The sequence below is a fragment of the Helicobacter hepaticus ATCC 51449 genome (genome assembly GCF_000007905.1).
GTDB classification, from domain to species: Bacteria; Campylobacterota; Campylobacteria; order Campylobacterales; family Helicobacteraceae; genus Helicobacter_C; species Helicobacter_C hepaticus.
The window spans coordinates 704,490-727,154 of sequence record NC_004917.1; the positions used below are offsets into that span (position 1 = coordinate 704,490).

Below are 22,665 nucleotides of genomic sequence, written 5' to 3' on the forward strand. Positions count from 1 at the left end.
TCTATTTTATTATTTATGTAAAATATATTGTTTTTTCTATTTGTTGGTATTTTCTTAAAAAATCATTTATATTGATAACATAAAAACTATTTTTATTAAACTTAGTTTAAAAAAGGTCGTATTATGAACATTTTTTCTCGTCTAAATGTTGGTGCAAAGGTAGCGTGTGTAGTAACTGCATTTGTAGTAATTTGTGTAAGCATATTGGCATTTTTTATTATTTCCGCTTCAAAGCATTCACTTGAAGAACAAGCTCATAGAATTGTAGAACAGGCCTCTTATCGCTACGGCAATATCCTTGATATGGTAAGTTCAGAGGTGCTTGATACATTATTTGTTGGTGCTACTGCTATTAATACTCAAATTGAGCACAATACTATCAGTGCCGAGCGTCTAAAGGATATTGTCACTGCAATTCCTAATAATATCAACAGCATTGAGTATGCGTATTTATTTATGCCTCAATTTATGGGTGAAGAACTCATCATTCTCGCACAATCAAATGGAAAAGAGGGACAAAAAGCTGCCATTATCAAGTCCGAACCCATCATTAAAACATTTACATCTATACAAGGTGCTATTGCAAACAATAAACCGAGTTTGTCGCACCCTGCAATCATCAATTTTCAAAATAAAGAGTTATATGCACAGGGCTTTGGTGTCCCCATACACGATAAAAATGGCAAAGTTATAGGTGCATTAGGTGCTTTTATAAATTTTGCCAATATTGGGATTCCTCTATTAAGCGAAGAGGCTAGAGTTTTTAATGATGACCAAAGGTTTGTTATAGATGAGCAAGGCACGATAATCATCAATCAAAATCAAAATTTTATAGGCAAAAAGCTTGATGAAATCGTTCCAACACAAGAAACAAAAAATATTATTATTGCTGCCAAAGAGGGAAAAAATGGTATTTTCCCTTACCGCACAGCTGCAGGAATTGAAGGTATCGTCGGTATGCGCTCTATAAAGCCACTCAATGAGGGTAATATGTATTGGAATGTCTTATCATATATCCCCAATAAATCCATTAATGAACCACTTGTAGAACTTCTATGGATTATTATTGCTTGTAGCATAGGGACAATATTAATTATTGTCATAGGCACAATGTATTATTTACGCACCTGTGTAGCTAAACGCATACGATTAATACTTAACGCACTTACAAGCTTTTTTGCCTATCTCAACCACGAACGCAAAGATGCACCACAACCTCTTAAGATTGTTGCTCAAGATGAATTAGGTGAAATGGGTAATGCTATTAATGATAATATTCAAAAAACAAAAGCTGGTTTAGAACAAGATTCTAAAGCTGTAGAACAATCAGTTTTAACTGCAAAAACCATAGAATCTGGAGACTTTAGAGCAAGAATTACAGAAACTCCTCATAATCCACAGCTTAATGAATTAAAAAATGTGCTTAATCATATGCTTGATGATTTACAAACAAAAATAGGAAGTGATACCAATGAAATAGCAAGAGTATTCGATAGCTATACTAAACTCGACTTCACCACAGAAGTAAAAGATGCAAGTGGTAGAGTAGAAGTTGTTACAAATACTCTAGGAGAAGAAATTAGAAAAATGCTCTCAACAAGTTCAAACTTTGCTCAAACATTAAGTAATGAAGCTAAATCTCTTGCTCAAGCAGTAACTAATCTTACTAATTTAACAAATTCCCAAGCTTCCTCTTTAGAACAAACAGCTCAAGCAGTAGAAGAGATTACAAGTTCTATGCAAAATGTAAGTGGTAAGACTGGAGAAGTTATCCAACAAAGTGAAGATATTAAAAATGTTATAGGTATCATTAGAGATATAGCAGACCAAACAAACTTACTTGCTCTTAATGCAGCAATAGAAGCTGCAAGAGCAGGAGAACACGGAAGAGGATTTGCTGTTGTTGCAGATGAGGTGCGAAAATTAGCCGAGAGAACTCAAAAGAGCTTAGGAGAGATTGAAGCTAATACAAATCTCTTAGTGCAAAGTATTAATGATATGGGAGAATCTATTAGAGAGCAAACTACTGGAGTTACTCAAATTAATGAGGCTATATCACATTTAGAATCTGTTACACAAGAGAATGTTGAGATTGCTAATTCTAGTGCAGAGATTAGTGAGAGAGTAGATAAAGTAGCTAAAGATATATTAGATGATGTGAATAAGAAGAGGTTTGAATAATTGATGAATAATATTTTGATTTTGCTCTGTGCGTTGTGCAGGGCTAAAAATCTTAACCCTTACCCTTTCTAAGAATTTTTAATGATTAGCTAAAAGCCCCATAATTCATTAACTTTTGATAGCGTTTATTGAGGTAGTTATCATCTTGTGATATTTCTTCAAACGCTTTAAGAAAATACGATTCTATAGCCTTTGCTGCAGATTCCTTATCTCTATGAGCACCAATAAGTGGTTCATTGATAACATCATCAATTAACCCGCATTTTTTAAGCTCAATAGGCGTAATTTTAAGTGCCTTTGTTGCAGATTCTATTTTTGAAGGATCATTCCATAATATCGCTGCACAACCTTCTGGGGAGATAACACTAAAGATAGAATATTGCATCATAGCAAGCTTGTCTGCCACTGCAATAGCTAATGCACCACCGCTTCCTCCTTCGCCAATAACAACCGCAATCGTTGGCGTTTTGAGTTTGGCAAATTCTTGCAAATTTCTAGCAATTGCCTCACTTTGTCCGCGTTCTTCTGCTCCTAATCCGGGATAAGCCCCTTGTGTATCTACAAGCATAAGGATAGGAATATGAAATTTCTCGGCAAGCTTTGCCGCACGCAAAGCCTTACGATAGCCTTCAGGGCTTGGCATACCAAAATTACGTGCAAGTTTATTTTTTGTGCCTCTTCCTTTTTCCTCACCAATAATCATTGTAGTCTGTTCACCTATTTTACCAAGAAAACATACGATTGCCTTATCATCTTTAAAATGTCTGTCTCCATTAATCTCATAAGGATTTTTGAGAATAGATTCAATATAATCCATTGCATAAGGACGATCAGGGTGGCGTGCAAGCTGTAATTTTTGGTAATCACTTATATTAGAATATACGCTAGATACTTCTTTTTCAAGCTCTTTTTCAAGGATTGATATAGCATCATTATCACCACTTATAATAGCAGATTCTATATCATCTTGGAGATTTTTAATTTTTTGTTCAAAATCAAGATAGGTTGCCATTATGCCTCCTAATTAGATTTTGCTAAATATTACAACACCATTTGTGCCACCAAAGCCAAATGAGTTACTCATTACAACATCAACTTTTGCCTCACGTGCAGTATTGGGAATATAATCCAAATCACATTCAGGGTCTGGGTTTTCTTGGTTAATTGTTGGAGGCAAGATACCCTCTTGCATTGCCATAATAGAAATGACTGCTTCTATAGCACCAGCTGCACCTAAACAATGCCCAATTTGCCCTTTTGTAGAACTTACAGGTGGCACAGATTCTTTAGAACCAAAAGCAGCTTTAAGTGCCATTGTCTCATAAAGGTCATTATAAGCCGTGCTTGTGCCGTGTGCATTGACATATCCCACAGGTTTATTTGCCATTTTGAGTGCAGCTTTGATAGCCCTTAATGCTCCTTCACCTTGTGGAGCAGGAGTTGTGATATGATTAGCATCACCGCTCTCACCAAAACCAATCAATTCTGCATAAATTTTTGCACCACGTTTTTTAGCACTCTCATATTCCTCAAGCACCAGTGCTCCAGCACCTTCACCCATAACAAATCCATTACGTTCTTTATCAAATGGACGCGAAGCTTTCAAGGGTTCATCATTTCTATCACTTAGTGCTTTCATCGCTGCAAAACCACCAATTCCCACAGGGCAAATTGAAGATTCTGAACCAATTACAAGCATAGCATCTGCGCCATTGAGCATAATAGTCTTTGCTGCTTCGCTAATAGCGTGAGTTCCAGCCGCACAAGCCGTAACACTTGCAAGATTAGGACCCTTAAGTGCGTATTCAATAGAGATAAAACCTCCGAGCATATTTACAAGCGCAGAAGGAATAAAAAATGGATTAATTCTGCGTGGTCCTTTTTGCTCACAAACAACGGAGTTCTTCTCAATATTGCCAAGCCCACCAATACCTGCGCCGGAGCTAACACCAAACCGCTCACTAAGTGACATATTTACGACATTACCTTCAAGCAATCCGCACTCACTCATTGCTTCCTTTGCTGCTTTTAAGCCAAGCTGGATAAATCGGTCAGCCTTTTTTACCTCGCGTGGGTCAAGAACTTCTTCAACATTAAAGTCTGTAATTTCACCAGCAATTTTGACAGGAAAATTTTCTACATCAAAGCAAGAAATTCTTTTAATCCCACATTGTCCATTAATGATAGCTTTAAAAGAGTCACTTTTGTTTAAGCCTAATGAGTTAATCATTCCTAAACCAGTTACCACTACTCGACGCATCATTCATTCCTTTATAATAAGGGGGTTATAGAATCCAACCTGCATAAAGCAAAGCAAGATTCTATAGTTTATAATTTATTTGTTAGCTTCAATATAAGCAACAACATCTTTGACTGTTTTGATTTTTTCTGCTTCTTCATCTGGAATCTCAATAGAGAATTTCTCTTCAAGAGCCATAACAAGCTCTACAACATCAAGAGAATCTGCATTCAAATCCTCAATAAAACGAGATTCGGGTTTTACTTCATTTGCATCAACACTTAATTGTTCAACAACTACAGCCTTTACACTTTCAAATGTATCCATTGTATTCTCCTTTGGTTTTAAACTTAAAAGGTGAGATTATATCAAACTTTTGTTAAATTACTAGCTACTATTTGGAAACTTTTACAAAAGCTTATGCGAGATTCTGCAAAATATAGGGATTTGAAAAGTTATACCTTAGAATCTCACGTGTATTTTACGCTTTCACAAGATACAAGATTATGCGTGCGTATATCTATCGCTAAATGTTGTCTATCCTAATCCCATTTATTCCTTTTTTGCGCACGATTATATGCGGTTGCTTCGCGAAACATATTATCTGTGTCCTTTACACCTTTAAGATCCCAATAATACCCTACATTATGGCAAAAACTTAAAGCATAACCAAACATATAATGCATATTTGTAGCCTTTTTTGTATTCCAAGCACCAATGGGCTGATTGAAAGCTTCTGCTTGGTAAAACATACAAGAAAAGTTTGTGGCACTTGAAGTATCCCATTTATCAATAGGCTGATTAAACACCTTATTTTCTTCAAACATAAAGCTAAAATTTTTTACCTTTGATGTATCCCAAGTGGATATGTTTTCATTAAAATTAGAGTATCTAAACATATCTTGCATAGTTGTAACCTTGCTCGTATCCCAATTTTCAATCCCAGCAAAATCATTTCTATCAACATCCTCAAAGAGAAATGATAAATCTTTAATATTGCTGATGTCAATATCGCCTAAATACTGCTTTTTAAGCTTTACAAGTTTTTGCAACTTCATTTTGTTTTTTGGCGTGATTATCTCACCCTTGCTTTTTGACGTGACTGGCTTTCTATCAAATACGCTTTTGAGAATAGTATCGAGCTTTTGTCCCTTTGCGTATCGCGAATAGATTCTATAAATATAATCTTGTGGGGAATTTTTCGCACTGCATCCTGCATACAAGGCTTTATCGTCCTAATATTCTTGCTCCAAATCACTTAGGCGAGCTTCGGCAAAACTGGAAATATCCCTTGTGCATTCAGCTCCTGCCTTTAAGGCTTCTATTACGTCCTCTAGATCTCCATTTTCAACAGCCTTGTATAACTGCTCATTTAGTTCTTCTTTACTCATAAAACCTCCTTAACAAATAGATTTGCGAATCTTGCTGCAAAATCTTTTGCTTTTATATAGAATCTACCTTATCAGTAGCAGATTCTAAAGTATGTTTTACATATAAAGCCCACCATTGACCTTTAATACCTCACCTGTAATATAGCTTGAAGATTCTGAAAGCAAAAATGCCACTGCTTGGGCTACATCACTTGCCTGTCCAAAGCGTGCAAGAGGGATATTTTTCATATAGCTTTCTACAACTTCGGGTTTGAGTTCATCAGTCATATCGCTTTGTATAAAACCGGGTGTAACGCAGTTAAAGCGAACATTTCGCGGTGCGCCCTCATAGGCAAAAGATTTACTCATTGCAATCATTCCACCTTTACTCGCTGCATAATTTGTTTGTCCCATATTGCCACGCTCACCAATGATTGAGGCGATATTTACAACACTCCCAAAACGTTGTTTGCTCATTATTTTCAAAGCTTCTCTGCAACCAATAAAACACGATTTCAAATTTGCATCGATTACGTTTTCAAAATCTTCTACGCTCATACGCAATGCAAGTTTGTCATTTGTAATTCCTGCATTATTCACAAGATAGGCTAATTTCTCATCACTTTGTGTAATAACTTTTAAACCAGCTATGAACTCTTCTTCTATGCTTGCATCAAATTTAATCACTGCTGCTTTACCACCGCTTGATTCTATTTCCTCTTTTACCTTTTGGGCAAGTTCAGGCTTTGAGCGGTAATTTATCCATACTTTAAGTCCATAACTTGCCAAAGTTTTGGCAATTTGCGCCCCAATTCCTTTGCTTGCACCTGTAATAAGCACATTTTCTCCATTAAATTTCATTGTATTCTCCTTTTTTTGCACAATCTTAACTTATTTTAGCTAATTTTTGTTCATTCTATATTAAAGCTTATGGTGTCCATATTCCCATCTTCACCTACAATGACAAGAGAATGAGTGCGCCGAGCAAGAAATAATTTAAGTGTAGATTGTGTAGAAATGTGGATAAGTTTTTCATTTAAATACCACGATACTTGTTGGTTTTTAAGATTAGCAATGCGGATTATAAGCTCTTGCTGTCCATCAAAATCTTTAGGCTGAATAATTGTAATTCCTTGTAAAGGATAGATAATTTGTAAGCTTTTATTGCGTTCTAAAAGATGTTTTTGAATATTCACATTTTGAAGCTTATAATAAGCTAGAACATTTGTAGGAAGTTTAAGAGCAAGAGAGGGTTTGGCAAAAAGAAAATCCTTAGCAAGAGAATCTACTTCCTTTTCATTTGCTAAAAAAACTTTTTTTAAAAAAGGTGATGGTTGCAGAGGTTGAGCTGATGTAGGAAAAAGAATGCTTGATAACCCTATTTTGCTCTCTTCAAGTAAAATTTTTAATTCATCATTTACGCCATATCCGCTCAATCTATCCACTTCAATGTTTTTTAAAGATTCTGCAGGAAGAGAAAAACTAATGTTATTATTAGGGAGTTCTTCAAGAATTTCAAAAAGCAATGTCCCGGCTGTTTTAACGCCAAAAATATTCGGATTTGCTTTGCCTGTGAAATTCCCAGCCCAGACAACGATAGTATATTGAGGACTAGCTCCTGCTGCCCACGCATCTTTTCTCCCATAACTTGTGCCACTTTTCCACGAAAATGCCATTTTTTCTCTATGATAGTCTAAATCCCCCTCTCTTTGTAACTCTTTGAGCGTTTGAAGGGTAAGGTAAGCACTTCCTTTGCTCAAAAAGCGTTTAAGAGGTTTCTTTTGGGTATTTAAAAGTGTATAAAGCTCCCCAAATTCTCCATATTGAGCCAAACCCCTATAAAGTCGTGCGATTTGAAGCATATTCATTTCTTTTGAGCCAAGTATAAATGATAAACCATAACGTTGTGCATTACTTGCTTCAAATCCTGCCATATCTTGCAATGTGAAAAAGAATTTTTCATAACCATAATTTTGCAAAAGTTTGACAAAAGGCACATTGAGTGATTTTTGCAAAGCAGTTTGTGCAGGCACTAAGCCTTGATAAGTTTTAGTAGCATTTTGTGGATTAAAATTAGAAAAAAACAAGGGCACATCTACAAGCAGACTTTGAGGAGCAATAAGTCCATCATCAATGCTTAGAGCATAAAGAAAAGGTTTTAAAAGTGAGCCCACAGAGCGCATTGCGCTTACTCCATCAATTTGCCCAAAATTATCAATATCTAAAAAATCTTGCGAACCCACATAGCATAAAATCTCTCCACTTTGCGTATCTACCACAAGTGCAGCGAGGTTTAAAATTCCTTGAGAAAGAAGCTTTTTGTGATATTGTTTGATTTTAGTTTCTAAACGGGCTTGAAGTGTTTTATCAATCGTAGAAACAATATTATTTTGCTTCCTTGCAGCAATAAGTTTGAGACTAAGATGTGGTGCAAGATTATGATGATGTATTTTGCGTGAGGGAAGAGGCTCTTTGAGTGCTATAGAGAGAATCTCTTTATCAAAATAGCCTTGCGTGTGAAGTTTAACCAAAAGGGCATCGCGTTTATTTTTGAGAATATCCGTATTTTTCTTGAGATTAAATAAGCCCGGTGCATTAGGTAAAACTGCAAGGAGAGCAGATTCTGCCCAAGTGAGAGAGCCAACATCTTTATTAAAATATAAAAGAGCAGCCGAATGATAACCGATAATATTTCCCCCATAAGGGGCGTTATTAAGATACATATGCAAAATTTCATCTTTATTAAAAGCAGCTTCAAGCGCAAGAGTTTGAAAAAACTCATTGATTTTATTTGTATAAGTGCGTGGAGAATTAAGATAGAGCTTGACTACTTGCATACTAATGGTGCTTCCTCCTATGCGTTTTGAGGAGGTAAGATTATTTTTGATACTTCGCAAAAGCGCAAGTATATCTATACCAAAATGTGAATAAAAACGTTTATCTTCGTAAGTAAGCACTGCTGCACGTATTTTAGATGAAATAGGCGATGGAGATTTGAGATGCCATTGTTGCTCAGGCGTTAAAAATACACTTAGGATATGATTATGTCTATCAAAAACGCTTTTGCTATATCTAGATTCAAAAAGATCACTATGCGGAGAAAGTGTAGTATAAAAGCTTACAAACACTCCTATGCCATAGATACAAAAAAGTATCATAAGTGCCATAAAAAATAAAAATGGCACTTTGAGATAAGTTAAAAAAATGTTTTGATGTCTTTTTCTCACGGAGATGTTACCGAAACAGCCCTAGATTCTGTATTGGCAAGAAAACTATTATCATACATTGCTTCTGCATTTGCAGGAGGCAAGAGGTAATTACCCGGAGTAATAGTATTGATTTTGACAAACATACTCTCATTTGCTCCATAATAATTTAAAAACCACATAATCTTATCATCGCGAATATCTGTGTAAGCAATATTGCCGTTGCGAACAAAATCGGGGAGTTTATCATTATTTAATCGTGTATTTTCAATTTCCCAACCACTAGGAAGATTCTGCGTGATAGCTACATTATCCACAATCACGATTTTATCAGCATTTGTGAGTGTGAGCTTAAGATAAAAAGTGCTACCAGAAGGCAAAGAATCTACATCAATGGCGTTTCCTTTTTCATCTACAAAACTTCGCTCAAGTGCAATTTTTTTTGCACTAGGTTTTATATCTTTTTCAAGCAAGATGCCATCCCATACTTGAGCAATATAAAGTGGAAAAGCACTTTGTGAAGTAATTTTGCCTTTTATATCATCAAATGGCAATTTCAGTGTATCTTTACCCTCAAAGTTCTTGCCCTCAAATGTAATGCTAAAACTATTTTGAGAATCCCCACCTTGAGAAGAAAGCGTGGGTGCAATAGCAAGGAGTGAATAGCCAAGTGTTTGAGTAGAAAGCCAATTATTGCTTTCAAGCTGTTGTTGGATATATGTTAAAAGTTCCTTGTGTGGAGTTTTATAAATATCCATATAAGCCTTAAGAATCATTGCATCATCACGCAATGGCGAACCATAGCTAAAACGATAATATGAATTATCGCGCTCTGTGCTTTTGGTGGGGAGATTCTCTGTAATTTTTTGTGCAATCTCTTCAAGCCCTGCAAGCTTGTAAGCCGCTGCTAGAAGCCATTTATCTCTTACATCAAGCTTTTTAAAATGATGTTCATATATGTTATTGAGCAGTCCTATTTGTGGCTTTCCAGCAAGAGAAAGCAAGTAAAGCGGATAAATCGTGGTGGGCACATCAGTTGTATTTTTTACATAATAAGTTTCATAATTTATCCACGCTTTAAGAACACTCTCTGGCACATAATATCCTTGTGCTTGAGCAAGCAATAAGAAATGTCCAGCATACGCACTTCCCCATCTATCAGCAGAAGAGCCCCCCTGCCAATAAGCAAATCCACCATTACTTGTCTGAAATGTAGCTATACGCGCAATACCTGCATTAATATTTTTCACTATCGTGGGTTTATCAATAAAATTTGCCTTACTTAAGGTTGTGAGGAAAAGTTGAGGAAGCACACTTGAAGTTGTTTGTTCAATACAACCATAAGGATAACGTATAAGCCATTTAAGACGATGGTCAATGCTCATAATAGGCTTATCGCTCACAAGCACATAGCCCATTTGAGAATCTTTAATATATTCTTTTGGATTTTCAAGTATGAATGAATCTCTTGATTCGAGGATAAATTTTTTATTGAGAGTTGTATAAGGATTATTTGGCAAAATATCAATTTCTGTGCGCTCTTGCATACTAAAATCCCCACTTTTAAGTGTAATATCAATAAAATCTTGTCCTATACTTTCTTTATCCACTTGAGCTTTAAGGTGAATCATTTGAGACTTTTTATCATTAAAGGTAAGTGTGATGTTATTTTTTTCAAGACGGATTTTTTCGCCACTTGTAAGGGTAAGATTAGCTTTACCCACATTATCTTGAGTAGGAAATACTTCAATAGCAAGAGTAAAAGAATCACCTATTTTAAGACTGCGTGGAATGGTAGGAAGCATTACAACAGGTGCGCTTACTTTCATATCACTTGAAGCACTCCCATAGGCTTCGTCATTTACCGCTACTGCCATAATTCTCACACTACCCATATAAGCGGGCATAGTATATGTGAATTGTGCTTTGCCAAATTCATCACTCATAATAGGCGGCGTGTAAAATGTTACAGGTTTAAAACGTTGGGCTTGATGCAAATCTTTACGATTTGCACCTGCTGCAAGTTCATCTCCTCCGACTTTGAGAATCTGATGTATATGCCCTATATCTCGCCCAATGATAAGATTATAGTTATCAAAGCTAGAAAGTGCAAGAGCGATTTTTTGATAAAAATATTTCCACGGATTTGGCGAGACAAAATCTGTCAAATCAAGTAATCCTTCATCGACAATAGCAAGGGTATAGGCAACTTTTTTGTTTTCCTTATTAGAGAGTTTGACTGCAAAATCAGTATTTGGTCGGATTGATTGAGGGGCATTTATTTCAAGTGTAAGCTTAGAATCCTTATCTTCTACCATAAGCGGCAATACACCATAAAGCCTTTGTGAGCGGTCATTATCAAGCTTGTGATAGTTTTGTAACAAATTGATAGCAACATAAATATTAGGTGCATAAGATTTTTTAAGCGGAATTTTAAAACTACTTTGTGCGTCTTTAGTATGAATCCAAAACCGCTCTAGGACTTTCTCTTGATTGATGATAGTGATAAGCGCTTGAGCATCAGGTGTGCTTTCAAAATTTATAGTTGCTTCCTCGCCCACGAGGTATTGTTCTTTATCTGATTGAATCTTAAGTTGTGTATTTTTTTGGGCTTGTATAGGCTCTCCAGCCTCACTTGCATAGAGGAAAATTGCACTTTTACTATGATTACTTTCATCTTCTACCTCAATAAAAATCTCTCCTGATTGAGTAGGCTTAAATGTAAGCATAACGGGCTCTAATTTAGAGATAAGTGTGCCGCTTTTTAGGAGCTTGGTATTTTTATCTCTTTTAATAGAACGCGCAAACTCATTGTAATTATCATAATCCCACCACCACGAATAACTATTTTGGTAAATTCTAAAGTTAAGGTTATGGTTAGCAAGAGGCTTTTGCGTATTGCTAGAAAGGACAATAATGGGGATTTGCATTTCAGAATCTATATTGACATAGCGAGAAGGGGATTTAATCCCCACAAAACTATCATAGAGTGCAATATCCACATTTTTTCTTGCACTCACAAATCGCCCACCATTTTCAAAGACTTTTGTCGTAATAAAAGCACGAAGATTTTTGCCTATATCCTCTGTATTTTTTACATTAAAAGAGCCTTGCGTATGACCATTTTCGTTAAGCTGTCCTTCTAAGGTATCATTAAAACTATAATGCAAAGATGAAGGGTGCATAAAAGTATAACCATTATAGGCTGGGGCATAGAAATTTATGCCTTGCATATAAATTTTATTTTCATATTTAAGATTTGCTGCTGGTGCACCAAAAAGATAATGTGAGCGGATATCAAAAAAGAGGGCATTATCATTTTTTTTAAGCTCTGTAAGATTAATATGCTCTGGGCTTACAATCTCTACCTTTATACGATTTGGCACGACACTCTCTACTGATATATTGTGCCAAAACTCACTTCCTCCGACTTTAGTTTTAAGTCGCCAAATACCTGTATCTGCACTTTTGTCTATTTTAAAATCATAAGTAAAAAGCCCAAATAATTGCTCCTTGAGCGAAAAATCTTCAAGCACTACTTTACCTTGCGGAGAAGTAAGGGTTATATGAATAGGGTGGGTTATAGGTTTAGCATCTGCACGTGCAATGATATTAATATGGGCGGTATCGCCGGGACGATAAACACCTCTATCAGTATAAATATAAGCAAAAGTATGTTGATGTGATTGCAATCCTCCCACATCAAAACCCTCAAGGCTAAGAGGCGCATTCAGACGTAAAATAGTAGTATCTTCACCTTTTGTAGCGCTTAGATACATTATTTTTTGTGCCTGCTCAAAATGAGCTAGACCTTGCTCATTAGTAGTAAGAGTAGCGATAGTTTGATTCTTGTGGCTAATGGCATTTATTTTTACTTGAGGTAGAGGCTTATTGCTCACAATATCAAGGGCAAATACTTCAAGCTTGTTGTCAATTTGTTGAGCTAAAAGCGCAATATTTGAAAAAATCAAATGCTTTAAAATCTTGCCTTGTTGATTAAAAAATTGCTCTTTACGCCACTCCGAAGTGCCCTCTGGGAAATCATAATCTACCCCGTTTTTATCAAAACTAAGTTCTACAATAAATATACCCTCTTGTGCCTTGAGTGTGGAAAAATCAAGTTGGGTTTGAATCCATTGATTTTTTTGCATAGCAATATCAAAGCTTTGTTCAAATACAACATCGCCCAATCGTTCAAAATCTGCATATATCCCTCTGCGCCCTCCATTATATTCATCGTCATAATCGTCATAATCATTGTATAAGGCATTAGTATATTTGGTTTCACCAATGAGATTCTGTTTATACAGATAAGCCGTAGTGTTATTTGGGTAGATTTTGCTTACTTTGAGATTAACTTTTTTGACATTTATACTTTTAAAGGCAATTTTTTTCTCTGCATTACTTGGCAAAAATACACCTTGTTGAGAAAAGGCAAGTGAAGGAGGAATTTGATTAAACACTATATCAGCATCTTTTGGTTTTTCTAAACGTGAGCGGTCAATAGCCATAATTCCCTCTTTGATATGCACTTTATAGCTTGTTGAAGGATTAAAAGACGCATTAATCCTCATAATATTGCCTTGTTTGGTAATATTCGTTTTTACTTGTGGGCTTATAGAGACAAAATCTGCCAAATTTGCATTATCAGCAAGATTTTGGGAAAAATGCACTTGGATATGAGGTGTTTCATCTAAGATAGCTTGAATATCTACTACTTCTAAGCCCTCATTTTCTCGCACATAACGCAATATTTCATCTTTTTCCAAACCCAAAGGTTTTGCAGATAGAGTAAGTTCATAACTTTTTTCTTTATCATCAAAGGTTAAATTTTGGCTTGTAATAACAAAATCTTTGCTCGCTTGTGGGGCAAGAGTGAAATCAAGCTCTTTACCTGTATCATCTTTGAGATGAAAAATTGAACGCAACTCTTTAGAATCTACTGAAGAAATACCGGTTGTATTGCGAAGAATTTTTATGTCTTGAGAAAGAACAATCTCGGCTGATATGAAAAAACTTTTGTCATCAATGTAATGAGGAAGGAGTTTAGATGTCTCTATCTTTGTAGTATTAGTATGAAGATCTAGGCTAATGGTATCTTCTAAAAGTGATTGAGCAAGTTTTGAGAGCTTGATATTAAGCGTATAATCTGTATTTGGCTCAAGTATGCCACTTGGAACAATGAGGAGTTCATAAGGAGATTTGAAGCTGTAATGCCCAACCAAAGAGTTTCCATTAAGCGTAATGAATTTGTCTTGTTCATTTACATTATAAAGAATGCCTATATTTTCTGCATTTTCTGATGCAATGGGTTGATTAAAGGTAATAAGTATTTCTGGTGTAGTAGAGATATTTTGAGTATAACTTTCTACGAATTTATTATCCGAACAAGCAGTAAGAAAAGTAGATACATAAATAAATCCAAAAAATACAAAAAACTTCCATATATAACATAAATAACGCATTTAGCCCTCCGAATTTTTTAGTTATAAAGTTATAAATTATATCAAAAAAAAAAAAACACTTTTTTCACATAAACTATATAAAGCTAAAAATATGTCGCAAAATGCGGTATAAACGAAAAATTATGGCAACTTGTGAAATAATAACTCTTGCCTTTAAAGCTAAAAGCAAGAGTATGCGCATTAAGGCACAAATAAGGTGCGCCAAAATAACTTTCATATTGATGAGGAGGCAATGCGGGAGATTCAAGATAGAATCTACTATACTCTTCTTTGGTGCCATAAAGCGGATCACCCAAGATTCTATGCCCAATATGTGCGCAATGCAAACGGATTTGATGAGTTCTGCCTGTGAGAGGCAAGACACGGATAAGTGTAGAATCTGTAGGCGAATGATAGGCTAAAGGATAAAGTTTCGTGCGACTTGGCTTGCCATAAGGGCTAATAATGCTTTTAATAGATAAATCTGTGCCTTTATATTTTTGTAAAGCAATAGGCTCATCAATAAGACATTCTTGCGTAAGTTTGCCCTCAACAATGGCATAATAAGTTTTAAGAATCTGCCTTGTGCTTATAAGTTCTTTTAGCTCTGGTTCACTTTGAGGATTGATTGCGCACAATACAAGTCCGCTTGTTTGCTTATCAAGGCGATGAATAGCGTTAGCATAATTGCCAAAACGTAATTTGAGGGCATCATTGAGTGAGTAATGATAGAATCTGCCTTTGGGGTGTGTAAGGAGATTATGCGGTTTATCATATACACAAAAATCTTCATTAAAAAAAAGTGGTTCAAGCTCTATATCACAAGCTTCAAATTCACTTAATTCTACTTGCCCACAAATAATTTCATTTTTGGCAATAACACGATTATGCTGCCTTAGGCGTTTTTTGTCCAAAACCTTTTGAGCTTGAGCTTGGGTATAACCCCTGTGCCGCATAAGAAATAAAAAAGCGGGAAGAGGCTGTGCTATATGATAGGAATTAGTAACAAAAGGCATAACACTCCTTTGAAAATATGGAGCATATTGTAATGAATTTTGCTTTACTCTCTCTTTTAGAATAAGCACATTATATCTATAATAAAGATTCTATGAGAATTTCTTTTTATTTGCATCATTTAAAATCTTTGAGGCAACATCATCAAGAGCATTGCTAATTTTTTGCGAATGATTAGCAATATTTGCATTCTCTTGTGTGAGTGCTTCAAGCTGTGATATAGCCTCATTAATTTGAGTAACTCCAGTAGTTTGCTCTCTAATAGATTCTCCCATATCATTAATACTTTGCACTAAGAGATTTGTATTAGCTTCAATCTCTCCTAAGCTCTTTTGAGTTCTCTCGGCTAATTTTCGCACCTCATCTGCAACAACAGCAAATCCTCTTCCGTGTTCTCCTGCTCTTGCAGCTTCTATTGCTGCATTAAGAGCAAGTAAGTTTGTTTGGTCTGCTATATCTCTAATGATACCTATAACATTTTTAATATCTTCACTTTGTTGGATAACTTCTCCAGTCTTACCACTTACATTTTGCATAGAACTTGTAATCTCTTCTACTGCTTGAGCTGTTTGTTCTAAAGAGGAAGCTTGGGAATTAGAACCTTGCGTGAGCTCATCTATTACAGATTCTATTTCTTTTGATTTGGCTTCAAGATCCTTGGCATATCGCATAGAATCACGAAGCATTTTACAGATAGAATCTCCTAATTCATTGATGGCTATGCCCATACCACGAGCATTTTCAATATCTATCGGTAAAATCATTATTACGATAGGATTGAAATACGCGGTTTGTCCTGTTTAAATCATCTCCTACAAGATTTAAAAGTGCAACCGACATTTCATTAATAGCATTTTTAAGCTCATTAATCTGGGGATTAAAAGTTATTTGCTTGATATTTTTACCAAAGTGACCTCTTTTTGCTTCATCAACTATACCTAAAACTTCACTAATAAGCATTTTATCTTGCTTGAGAGTATTTTCAATCACAGCAATATTTTCATTGATAGTTTCTCCCATTTTGCCTAGCTCATCTTTAGCAATGATACGAAGAGGTTTGGGTGGTTTATCTTGCTTATAGTTAAGATAATTAAAAAATTCAAAAAATGTGTGAGAGATGCGATGAAGTCTTTTGGTAATACTTCTTTTCATATACAAAGCAATAAATACTGCTGAAACAAGTAAGCATATCACAGCTCCTAATATAGCAATTATAGTAATCTTCGTGGCTGAAGCATACACTGAACTATTGGGCGCAGTAACAACAACAGCATAGCATATATCGCTATTTTCACCAATAGGGAAACTTGCTACTCCTGAAGTTGTAGCAGTATTCATAATATTACTATATTCATATACGCCCGATTGGCAAGAATTTATATCAGAAGCCATTAATTTAGCATTTTCGCTTGCATTTAAATCAGTTAAGCTTTTTAAAAGAAAATCTTTATTGAAGTGTTTGATAATATGTGCTTGATTATCTAGAACCCAACGATAATCATCTTTAAAGACTGAAAATTTATTGCCCAATAATTGTGCTCCCACCCAATCAAGATTAATGCTCATACCCACCACACCTTGTGTGTTACCTTTGCTATCAAATAATGGATAGGCAAAATCAAGGACGATGGCAGATTGTCCCTTATAGTCTATTGGGTGAGGCTTACCAATAGATTGCTGACCCGTTTCCAAAGCTTTTTTTACAGATTCTAAGCTCAAAAAGTGGTCATTAGAAGGCAAAAATACTACACCTCCTGTAGATTCTGGGGATTCATCAAAAGCATATAAAACCATATCGCCATTAATTAAATTCTCCGCATTTATATTAAAACGACTTAGGGCATTTTTTTTGATATAGACAAAACCATTTTCAAGCCATTGATTACTATCAAGCGTATTTTCAAGTCGATTTTTTGCTCTACGTTCAAAATTCATATCATTTGTTTCTTGAATAAGGGCTGATAGAGTTTGTTGTGCAAAATTAAGTGCAACCAAACTTTCATTGATATGTGCTTCGTAATCATTTGCTATGCGTTTGGCGACATTGAAGATAAGCACTTTGGCGTCTTTTTTAGCAATATGGGTTGCCTGGATAACGAGCATACTTATCATTAAAACCATACAGATACTTAAAATTGCCAAAACGCTTAATATAGCTTTTGTTCCAAGAGAAAACCTATTAAACATATAATTCCTTAATTTAATATAGCAGTTATTTTTTTATTTTTTAAATATATAAATAAAACGGAAAAGGGACTATACAAAAAAATAAATAATCAATAATGAAAACAAAGAAAAATCTTTAAGATATGTTTCATTTTGTATATTTTTGTTTATTAAAATTCATAATGAATATCTAAAAACTACATTATTCTTTTATGAAAGAGAACAAAGAATCTTTAATGATATTTACTTCTATCACATTTTTTTGTGGCACAATAATCTTTAATACCCATTTATAAAAGGAGTTAAATAAATGAAAAAATTGCTTTTAGCGCTATTTGGCGTAGTATTTATGATAGGACTGAGTGCGTGTGGAGATAATCAAAGCACAAAAGAGTCAAAAAATGCCTTAGAAGAAATTAAACAAAAAGGTGTTGTGCGCATAGGAGTATTTAGCGATAAACCACCCTTTGGTTTCATCAATGAAAAAGGACAAAATGATGGTTTTGATGTTTATATTGCAAAACGCATCGCTAAAGATTTACTTGGAGATGAAAATAAAGTTGAATTTGTGCTTACTGAAGCTGCTTCTCGCGTAGAGTTTTTGCGCTCTAATAAGGTAGATATTATTATGGCAAACTTCACTCAAACTCCAGAACGCGAGGCAGTAGTAGATTTTGCTAAACCCTATATGAAAGTGGCTCTTGGTGTTATATCTCCAAATGGCGAGATTAAAAGCATTGATGACTTAAAAGGGAAAAAACTAATTGTCAATAAAGGCACAACAGCTGACGCATTCTTTAGCAAAAACTACCCTGATATTGAATTGCTTAAATATGAGCAAAATACTGAAGCTTTTCTCGCGCTTAAAGATAAAAGAGGTGATGCACTTGCTCACGATAATACTCTTTTGCTCGCGTGGGCTATGGAAAATGAAGGTTTTAACGTGGGCATTCCAACACTAGGTGAAGAAGAAAATATTGCTCCAGCAATAAAAAAAGGAAATATTGAGCTTAAAAATTGGCTTGATAATGAAATTACATCACTTACCCACGAAGGCTTTATGAAAGAAGCTTATGAGAAAACTCTCGCCCCTATTTTTGGCGAGGAAAAAATGGATTCTGTTATTTTCTCTCATTAATTTTTACTCCATTGCTTAAAGTTTAAGCAATGGATTTTCATTCCTCCCATTTTTGTAATGCTAAATCTGTATTGATATGGCAATACCCAAGTGCATTTTTCTCTAAATATTTTTGATGATACAATTCTGCGGAATAGAAATTTTGCAATTTTTCAACCTCTGTCACTGCTTTTTTGTGATGCTTTTTCTCCCAAAGTTTTAGACATTCTTTAATAATACTCTCATCGCTCTCTTGCACAAAATATACACCATTGCGATATTGTGTGCCAATGTCATTGCCTTGAAAATTAAGCGCACAAGGGTTGATAACAGATAAAAATCTCCCTATAATTTCACGCAAGGGAAGTAGATCCTCATCATAATGTAACTCCAAAGCTTCCACTGCTCCACTATTACCACTGCATACAAACTCATAGCTTGGATTCTCAACTGCACTATTAGCATAGCCCACCTGTGAGCAAAGTGTGCCTTTAAGCTTATCAAAATAGCCTTGTATTCCCCAAAAACAGCCGCCTGCAAGATAAATTACTGCCATATATTACCTCCAAAATTTATAAGTGTAAAAAAAGTTATTCTACGATATAATTGTGTCCTTGCTGTTTATACAAAGGAGAAACAGGTGCAACATTTACTCAAATCCCTCCCCAAAGTTGATACACTACTTGCTCATAATGAACTTAAAATGTTTCAAAAATCTACACTTTTGCCACTTATTCAATCACATTTATCGCTATTGCGTGAAAATATATGCTCAAATACTCTTTCACCTAAAGAATTAGAATCTGCCCTAAACGAAATTATCCCTGTGATTAAAAAAAAAGCTATTGAGGCAACTAAACCCACGCTTACACGAGTAATTAATGCTACCGGTGTGGTGATTCACACAAATCTTGGGCGAAGTGTTCTTTCACCTCAAATCCTTGATGAAATCACACCTTTTTTGAGAAGCTATCACACGCTTGAATATGATTTAGCTAAAGGTAAAAGAAGTGAGCGATATACCCATACTAAGCAGATTCTGTGCGAAATGTTTGGTTGTGAAGATGCACTTTTGGTCAATAATAATGCTGCAGCCGTGCTTTTAATCCTCAACACCTTTGCAGCCCATAAGGAAGTGATTATTTCTCGTGGAGAGCTTGTGGAAATCGGAGGAAGTTTTAGAATCCCAGAAGTGATGAAAAGTGCTTCAAGTATCCTCTGCGAAGTAGGTGCAACAAATAAAACACATTTAAAAGATTATGAAAATGCTATTAATGAACAAAGTGCAATGATTATGAAAGTTCATCAAAGCAATTTTAAACAAATTGGCTTTGTAAAGCAATGCCATATCAAAGAAATCATACATCTTGCACAAAAACATCATCTTATTGATTATTTTGATTTAGGTAGCGGACACATAGGCGCATTGCCCCTCGCAGATGAACCAAGTGTTCGCGAAATCTGCAAATATAAACCCTCACTCCTTAGCTTTAGTGGCGATAAATTGCTCGGTGGTCCTCAAGTAGGCATTATCATCGGCAAATCACAGCTTATTGCGCAATTAAAGCATAATCAGCTTTTACGCGCTTTAAGGGTAGATAAGTTTAGTATTCTCGCCTTACAAGCAACGCTCAAAGCATATCAAAACAAAGAATATCACAAAATCCCAACTCTTGCTATGCTTGCTTTCACCCCCAAAGAGTTAGAATCTAAGGCTAAAAATCTCAAAAAACGCATACTTGCCTCATCTATTGCTTCAGAACTTGAAGTTGAAGTGATACCTTTACACTCACTCGCAGGTGGTGGGAGTGTGCCACATTTATCTTTTGATTCTTTTGGTATCTCACTTCAAGCAAAACATTTACAAGTGCAGGATTTTGAATTTGCTTTGCGAGCCTTAGGACTAATTAGCTGCATACAAGGAGAAAAGATTCTTCTTGATGTGCGGACATTACTAGAAGGTGATGAAGAGCGTATTATGGAGATTCTTGGGGAAGTATTATCCTCATAAGGAGAAAAATATGAGCGAGGGGCATAATGATATTATCGTTGGCTTAGCTGGGCATATTGACCACGGCAAAACAACCCTTATTAAAGCACTCAATGGCTTTGATGGCGATAGTTTAGAGGAAGAGAAACAAAGAGGCATTACACTTGATTTGAGTTTTTCTCATCTTCATTTGCCCTCACGCAATGTCGCATTTATTGATGTGCCCGGACATAATAAGCTTGTAAAAAATATGATTGCAGGGGCATTTGGTATTGATGTGTTACTTCTTGTCATTGCTGCAAATGAAGGCATTATGCCTCAAAGTATAGAACATTTACTCATTGCAGATATGTTAGGCATTAGCTCTTGTATTTGTGTAATTACCAAAATTGACAAACTTGAAAATCCCTCTTTAGAGCTACCGCGTTTAGAATCTGATATTGTCGCGCTCTTTAAAACTTGTGATATGAAACTTTATGACACTATTGCTCTTAGTCTGCATTCATCTACAATGCCACTCACAAACGCTTATGATAGTTTATCTCAACTCAAAAGGCTAAAAACAAGTTTAGATTCTATCCCTAAACCCCAAAAGATAGATTTTGGCTTATTTTTATATTATATTGATAGAAGTTTTAGCATTAAGGGTGCAGGCTGTGTAGTTACAGGAAGCGTTTTAAGCGGTGAATGTTGCGTGGGAGACAAGCTTTATGCCTATGATATAAAGCAAGAAGTCGCTGTGCGAGGAATACAAATCCACGATAAAAATGCTACAAAAGCCACTCCCTCTCATCGTGTCGCACTTAATCTCTCTGGAATCAGTCATCACCAACTCAAGCGTGGCTTTCTTCTCTCTCAGAAAGGATATTTGCGCGGCTTTGATAGTATTGATGTGGGAATCTTCGGCGCACCTCAACATAATACTATCTATCAACTCTATCTAGGAAGCTCAAAACTCAATGCGAAAGTGCATCTTATTAGTGAACCTATCACTTCTCACGCCTTTGGTTCAAAGCCTCTTACCTTTGCTACACTTAAATGTGATGGAATTATATTTAGTATATTTTCACAACATTTTATTTTACGCGATGATGAAGGTGCTGTGCTTGGTGGCATTATTTTAAATCCTATCATTGACCCTATTAAAAAGCATCAACGTGTGCAACTCTTAGAATCCCTTTGTAAAAAGCATTTTGATAGTGCTTTTAGCCTGCTTTGTTCTATTCATAAAAAAGGTTTTGGGCTTGTAAGCTCTACACAGAGATTCTGTCTTAGCCATACTCAAAGCCTCCAAACCGCTTCTACTCTCAAAGATATTTTTATTGATGAAAAATCCCTTACACTTTATCCTCTTTCACAAGTAGAATATCTTAAAGCTCATATTTTAGAGATTTTCTTGCATAATAAATCTGCTCTGCTCTCGGCTCAAAGTCTCTGTGTAAAAATAAAATGGGCAAGTCTTGGACTTTGCCAAAAAGCCCTTGATGAACTTCTTAATGAAAAGCAAATTAGATATAAAAATGGATTATATCTCTCACAATGGTGCCAAATTAAAGATATTAAAACTTATGTCCAAGAGCGCATACTTGAGATTCTTGCTCAAGGGCATTATGCACCGCCCGCACCTTATAATATTTATGAAGAACTTGATATTGACAAAAAAGTAGGTGATGACGCTCTAAAAGCTCTCACTCAAGCTCACAAAGTCGTGCGTATCACACATAATCTTTTTATCACTTCTTCCGCGCTTAATCATATAGTGAGCCTTATGCGCGAGATTATCTCCACACATAGCTATGTTGATGTAAATCTCCTACGAAAACGGACAGATTTAAGTCGCAAATACCTCATTGGTTATTTAGAATATTTAGATAAATTTGATGATATTGAATGCAATGAAAACAAACGCTCCTTTAAATACGGCACATAAAGCAAATG

The 22,665-nt window shown here is 35.5% G+C and carries 16 protein-coding genes; 4 read left to right on the plus strand and 12 right to left on the minus strand.

All coding sequences use genetic code 11. From position 1 onward, the window contains the following. Nucleotides 1-123: 123 nt before the first annotated feature. Entirely contained in the window at nucleotides 124-2,181 is a 2,058-nt protein-coding gene (locus tag HH_RS03595; protein WP_011115567.1) for a methyl-accepting chemotaxis protein, read from the plus strand. A gap of 85 nt (nucleotides 2,182-2,266) precedes the next feature. Here HH_RS03595 and accA read toward each other — a convergent pair whose 3' ends face one another. The 11 genes from accA to HH_RS09640 all read right to left on the minus strand — a co-directional run bounded on the left by accA (nucleotide 2,267) and on the right by HH_RS09640 (nucleotide 17,641). Then, a complete protein-coding gene (accA, locus tag HH_RS03600) occupies nucleotides 2,267-3,193 on the minus strand; it encodes an acetyl-CoA carboxylase carboxyl transferase subunit alpha (RefSeq protein WP_011115568.1) in 927 nt (308 codons plus the stop codon). Between the two features lie 12 nt (nucleotides 3,194-3,205). Next, entirely contained in the window at nucleotides 3,206-4,441 is a 1,236-nt protein-coding gene (locus HH_RS03605; protein ID WP_011115569.1) for a beta-ketoacyl-ACP synthase II, read from the minus strand. Between the two features lie 75 nt (nucleotides 4,442-4,516). Then, nucleotides 4,517-4,747: an acyl carrier protein gene (gene acpP, locus HH_RS03610; RefSeq protein WP_011115570.1), complete on the minus strand. Its 231-nt coding sequence runs from the start codon at nucleotides 4,745-4,747 to the stop codon at nucleotides 4,517-4,519. 215 nt (nucleotides 4,748-4,962) lie between these two features. Then, nucleotides 4,963-5,643, minus strand: coding sequence for a BspA family leucine-rich repeat surface protein (locus tag HH_RS03615; protein ID WP_011115572.1), 681 nt, complete (start codon nucleotides 5,641-5,643; stop codon nucleotides 4,963-4,965). A gap of 12 nt (nucleotides 5,644-5,655) precedes the next feature. After that, nucleotides 5,656-5,811 (minus strand): hypothetical protein, encoded by a 156-nt coding sequence (locus HH_RS09510; RefSeq protein ID WP_011115573.1) that lies wholly within the window; start codon nucleotides 5,809-5,811, stop codon nucleotides 5,656-5,658. Between the two features lie 96 nt (nucleotides 5,812-5,907). Next, a complete protein-coding gene (gene fabG, locus HH_RS03620) occupies nucleotides 5,908-6,651 on the minus strand; it encodes a 3-oxoacyl-ACP reductase FabG (RefSeq protein ID WP_011115574.1) in 744 nt (247 codons plus the stop codon). 50 nt (nucleotides 6,652-6,701) lie between these two features. Further along, nucleotides 6,702-8,948 carry a penicillin-binding protein 1C gene (pbpC, locus tag HH_RS03625; protein ID WP_226989506.1) on the minus strand — a complete coding sequence of 749 codons (2,247 nt, stop codon included), beginning with the start codon at nucleotides 8,946-8,948 and terminating at the stop codon, nucleotides 6,702-6,704. 65 nt (nucleotides 8,949-9,013) lie between these two features. Beyond that, entirely contained in the window at nucleotides 9,014-14,461 is a 5,448-nt protein-coding gene (locus HH_RS03630) for an alpha-2-macroglobulin family protein (RefSeq protein ID WP_011115576.1), read from the minus strand. 83 nt (nucleotides 14,462-14,544) lie between these two features. Further along, entirely contained in the window at nucleotides 14,545-15,456 is a 912-nt protein-coding gene (locus tag HH_RS03635) for a pseudouridine synthase family protein (RefSeq protein WP_011115577.1), read from the minus strand. Nucleotides 15,457-15,546: 90 nt separating this feature from the next. After that, complete coding sequence (locus tag HH_RS09880) at nucleotides 15,547-16,218, minus strand: methyl-accepting chemotaxis protein (protein ID WP_050720601.1); 672 nt, start codon at nucleotides 16,216-16,218, stop codon at nucleotides 15,547-15,549. Further along, nucleotides 16,196-17,641 carry a PDC sensor domain-containing protein gene (locus HH_RS09640; RefSeq protein WP_011115578.1) on the minus strand — a complete coding sequence of 482 codons (1,446 nt, stop codon included), beginning with the start codon at nucleotides 17,639-17,641 and terminating at the stop codon, nucleotides 16,196-16,198. The genes HH_RS09880 and HH_RS09640 overlap by 23 nt, the downstream gene beginning before the upstream one ends. 289 nt (nucleotides 17,642-17,930) lie before the next feature. Here HH_RS09640 and HH_RS03645 point away from each other — a divergent pair, with 289 nt between their 5' ends. Beyond that, a complete protein-coding gene (locus HH_RS03645) occupies nucleotides 17,931-18,758 on the plus strand; it encodes a cysteine ABC transporter substrate-binding protein (RefSeq protein WP_011115580.1) in 828 nt (275 codons plus the stop codon). 37 nt (nucleotides 18,759-18,795) lie between these two features. Here the strand turns inward: HH_RS03645 and msrA are convergent, their stop codons facing one another. Beyond that, complete coding sequence (msrA, locus tag HH_RS03650; protein ID WP_011115581.1) at nucleotides 18,796-19,293, minus strand: peptide-methionine (S)-S-oxide reductase MsrA; 498 nt, start codon at nucleotides 19,291-19,293, stop codon at nucleotides 18,796-18,798. 84 nt (nucleotides 19,294-19,377) lie between these two features. Here msrA and selA point away from each other — a divergent pair, with 84 nt between their 5' ends. Next, a complete protein-coding gene (gene selA / locus HH_RS03655) occupies nucleotides 19,378-20,748 on the plus strand; it encodes an L-seryl-tRNA(Sec) selenium transferase (protein ID WP_011115582.1) in 1,371 nt (456 codons plus the stop codon). A gap of 10 nt (nucleotides 20,749-20,758) precedes the next feature. After that, nucleotides 20,759-22,657: a selenocysteine-specific translation elongation factor gene (gene selB / locus HH_RS03660; RefSeq protein WP_011115583.1), complete on the plus strand. Its 1,899-nt coding sequence runs from the start codon at nucleotides 20,759-20,761 to the stop codon at nucleotides 22,655-22,657. The last annotated feature ends 8 nt before the right edge of the window (nucleotides 22,658-22,665 follow it).

Excerpts from the sequence above, each read along its gene's own strand:
- HH_RS03595 (WP_011115567.1), top strand. The coding sequence starts at position 124 with ATGAACATTTTTTCTCGTCTAAATGTTGGTGCAAAGGTAGCGTGTGTA.
- accA (WP_011115568.1), bottom strand. The coding sequence starts at position 3,193 with ATGGCAACCTATCTTGATTTTGAACAAAAAATTAAAAATCTCCAAGAT.
- HH_RS03605 (WP_011115569.1), bottom strand. The coding sequence starts at position 4,441 with ATGCGTCGAGTAGTGGTAACTGGTTTAGGAATGATTAACTCATTAGGC.
- acpP (WP_011115570.1), bottom strand. The coding sequence starts at position 4,747 with ATGGATACATTTGAAAGTGTAAAGGCTGTAGTTGTTGAACAATTAAGT.
- HH_RS09510 (WP_011115573.1), bottom strand. The coding sequence starts at position 5,811 with ATGAGTAAAGAAGAACTAAATGAGCAGTTATACAAGGCTGTTGAAAAT.
- fabG (WP_011115574.1), bottom strand. The coding sequence starts at position 6,651 with ATGAAATTTAATGGAGAAAATGTGCTTATTACAGGTGCAAGCAAAGGA.
- pbpC (WP_226989506.1), bottom strand. The coding sequence starts at position 8,948 with ATGATACTTTTTTGTATCTATGGCATAGGAGTGTTTGTAAGCTTTTAT.
- HH_RS03630 (WP_011115576.1), bottom strand. The coding sequence starts at position 14,461 with ATGCGTTATTTATGTTATATATGGAAGTTTTTTGTATTTTTTGGATTT.
- HH_RS03635 (WP_011115577.1), bottom strand. The coding sequence starts at position 15,456 with ATGCCTTTTGTTACTAATTCCTATCATATAGCACAGCCTCTTCCCGCT.
- HH_RS09880 (WP_050720601.1), bottom strand. The coding sequence starts at position 16,218 with ATGATTTTACCGATAGATATTGAAAATGCTCGTGGTATGGGCATAGCC.
- HH_RS09640 (WP_011115578.1), bottom strand. The coding sequence starts at position 17,641 with ATGTTTAATAGGTTTTCTCTTGGAACAAAAGCTATATTAAGCGTTTTG.
- HH_RS03645 (WP_011115580.1), top strand. The coding sequence starts at position 17,931 with ATGAAAAAATTGCTTTTAGCGCTATTTGGCGTAGTATTTATGATAGGA.
- msrA (WP_011115581.1), bottom strand. The coding sequence starts at position 19,293 with ATGGCAGTAATTTATCTTGCAGGCGGCTGTTTTTGGGGAATACAAGGC.
- selB (WP_011115583.1), top strand. The coding sequence starts at position 20,759 with ATGAGCGAGGGGCATAATGATATTATCGTTGGCTTAGCTGGGCATATT.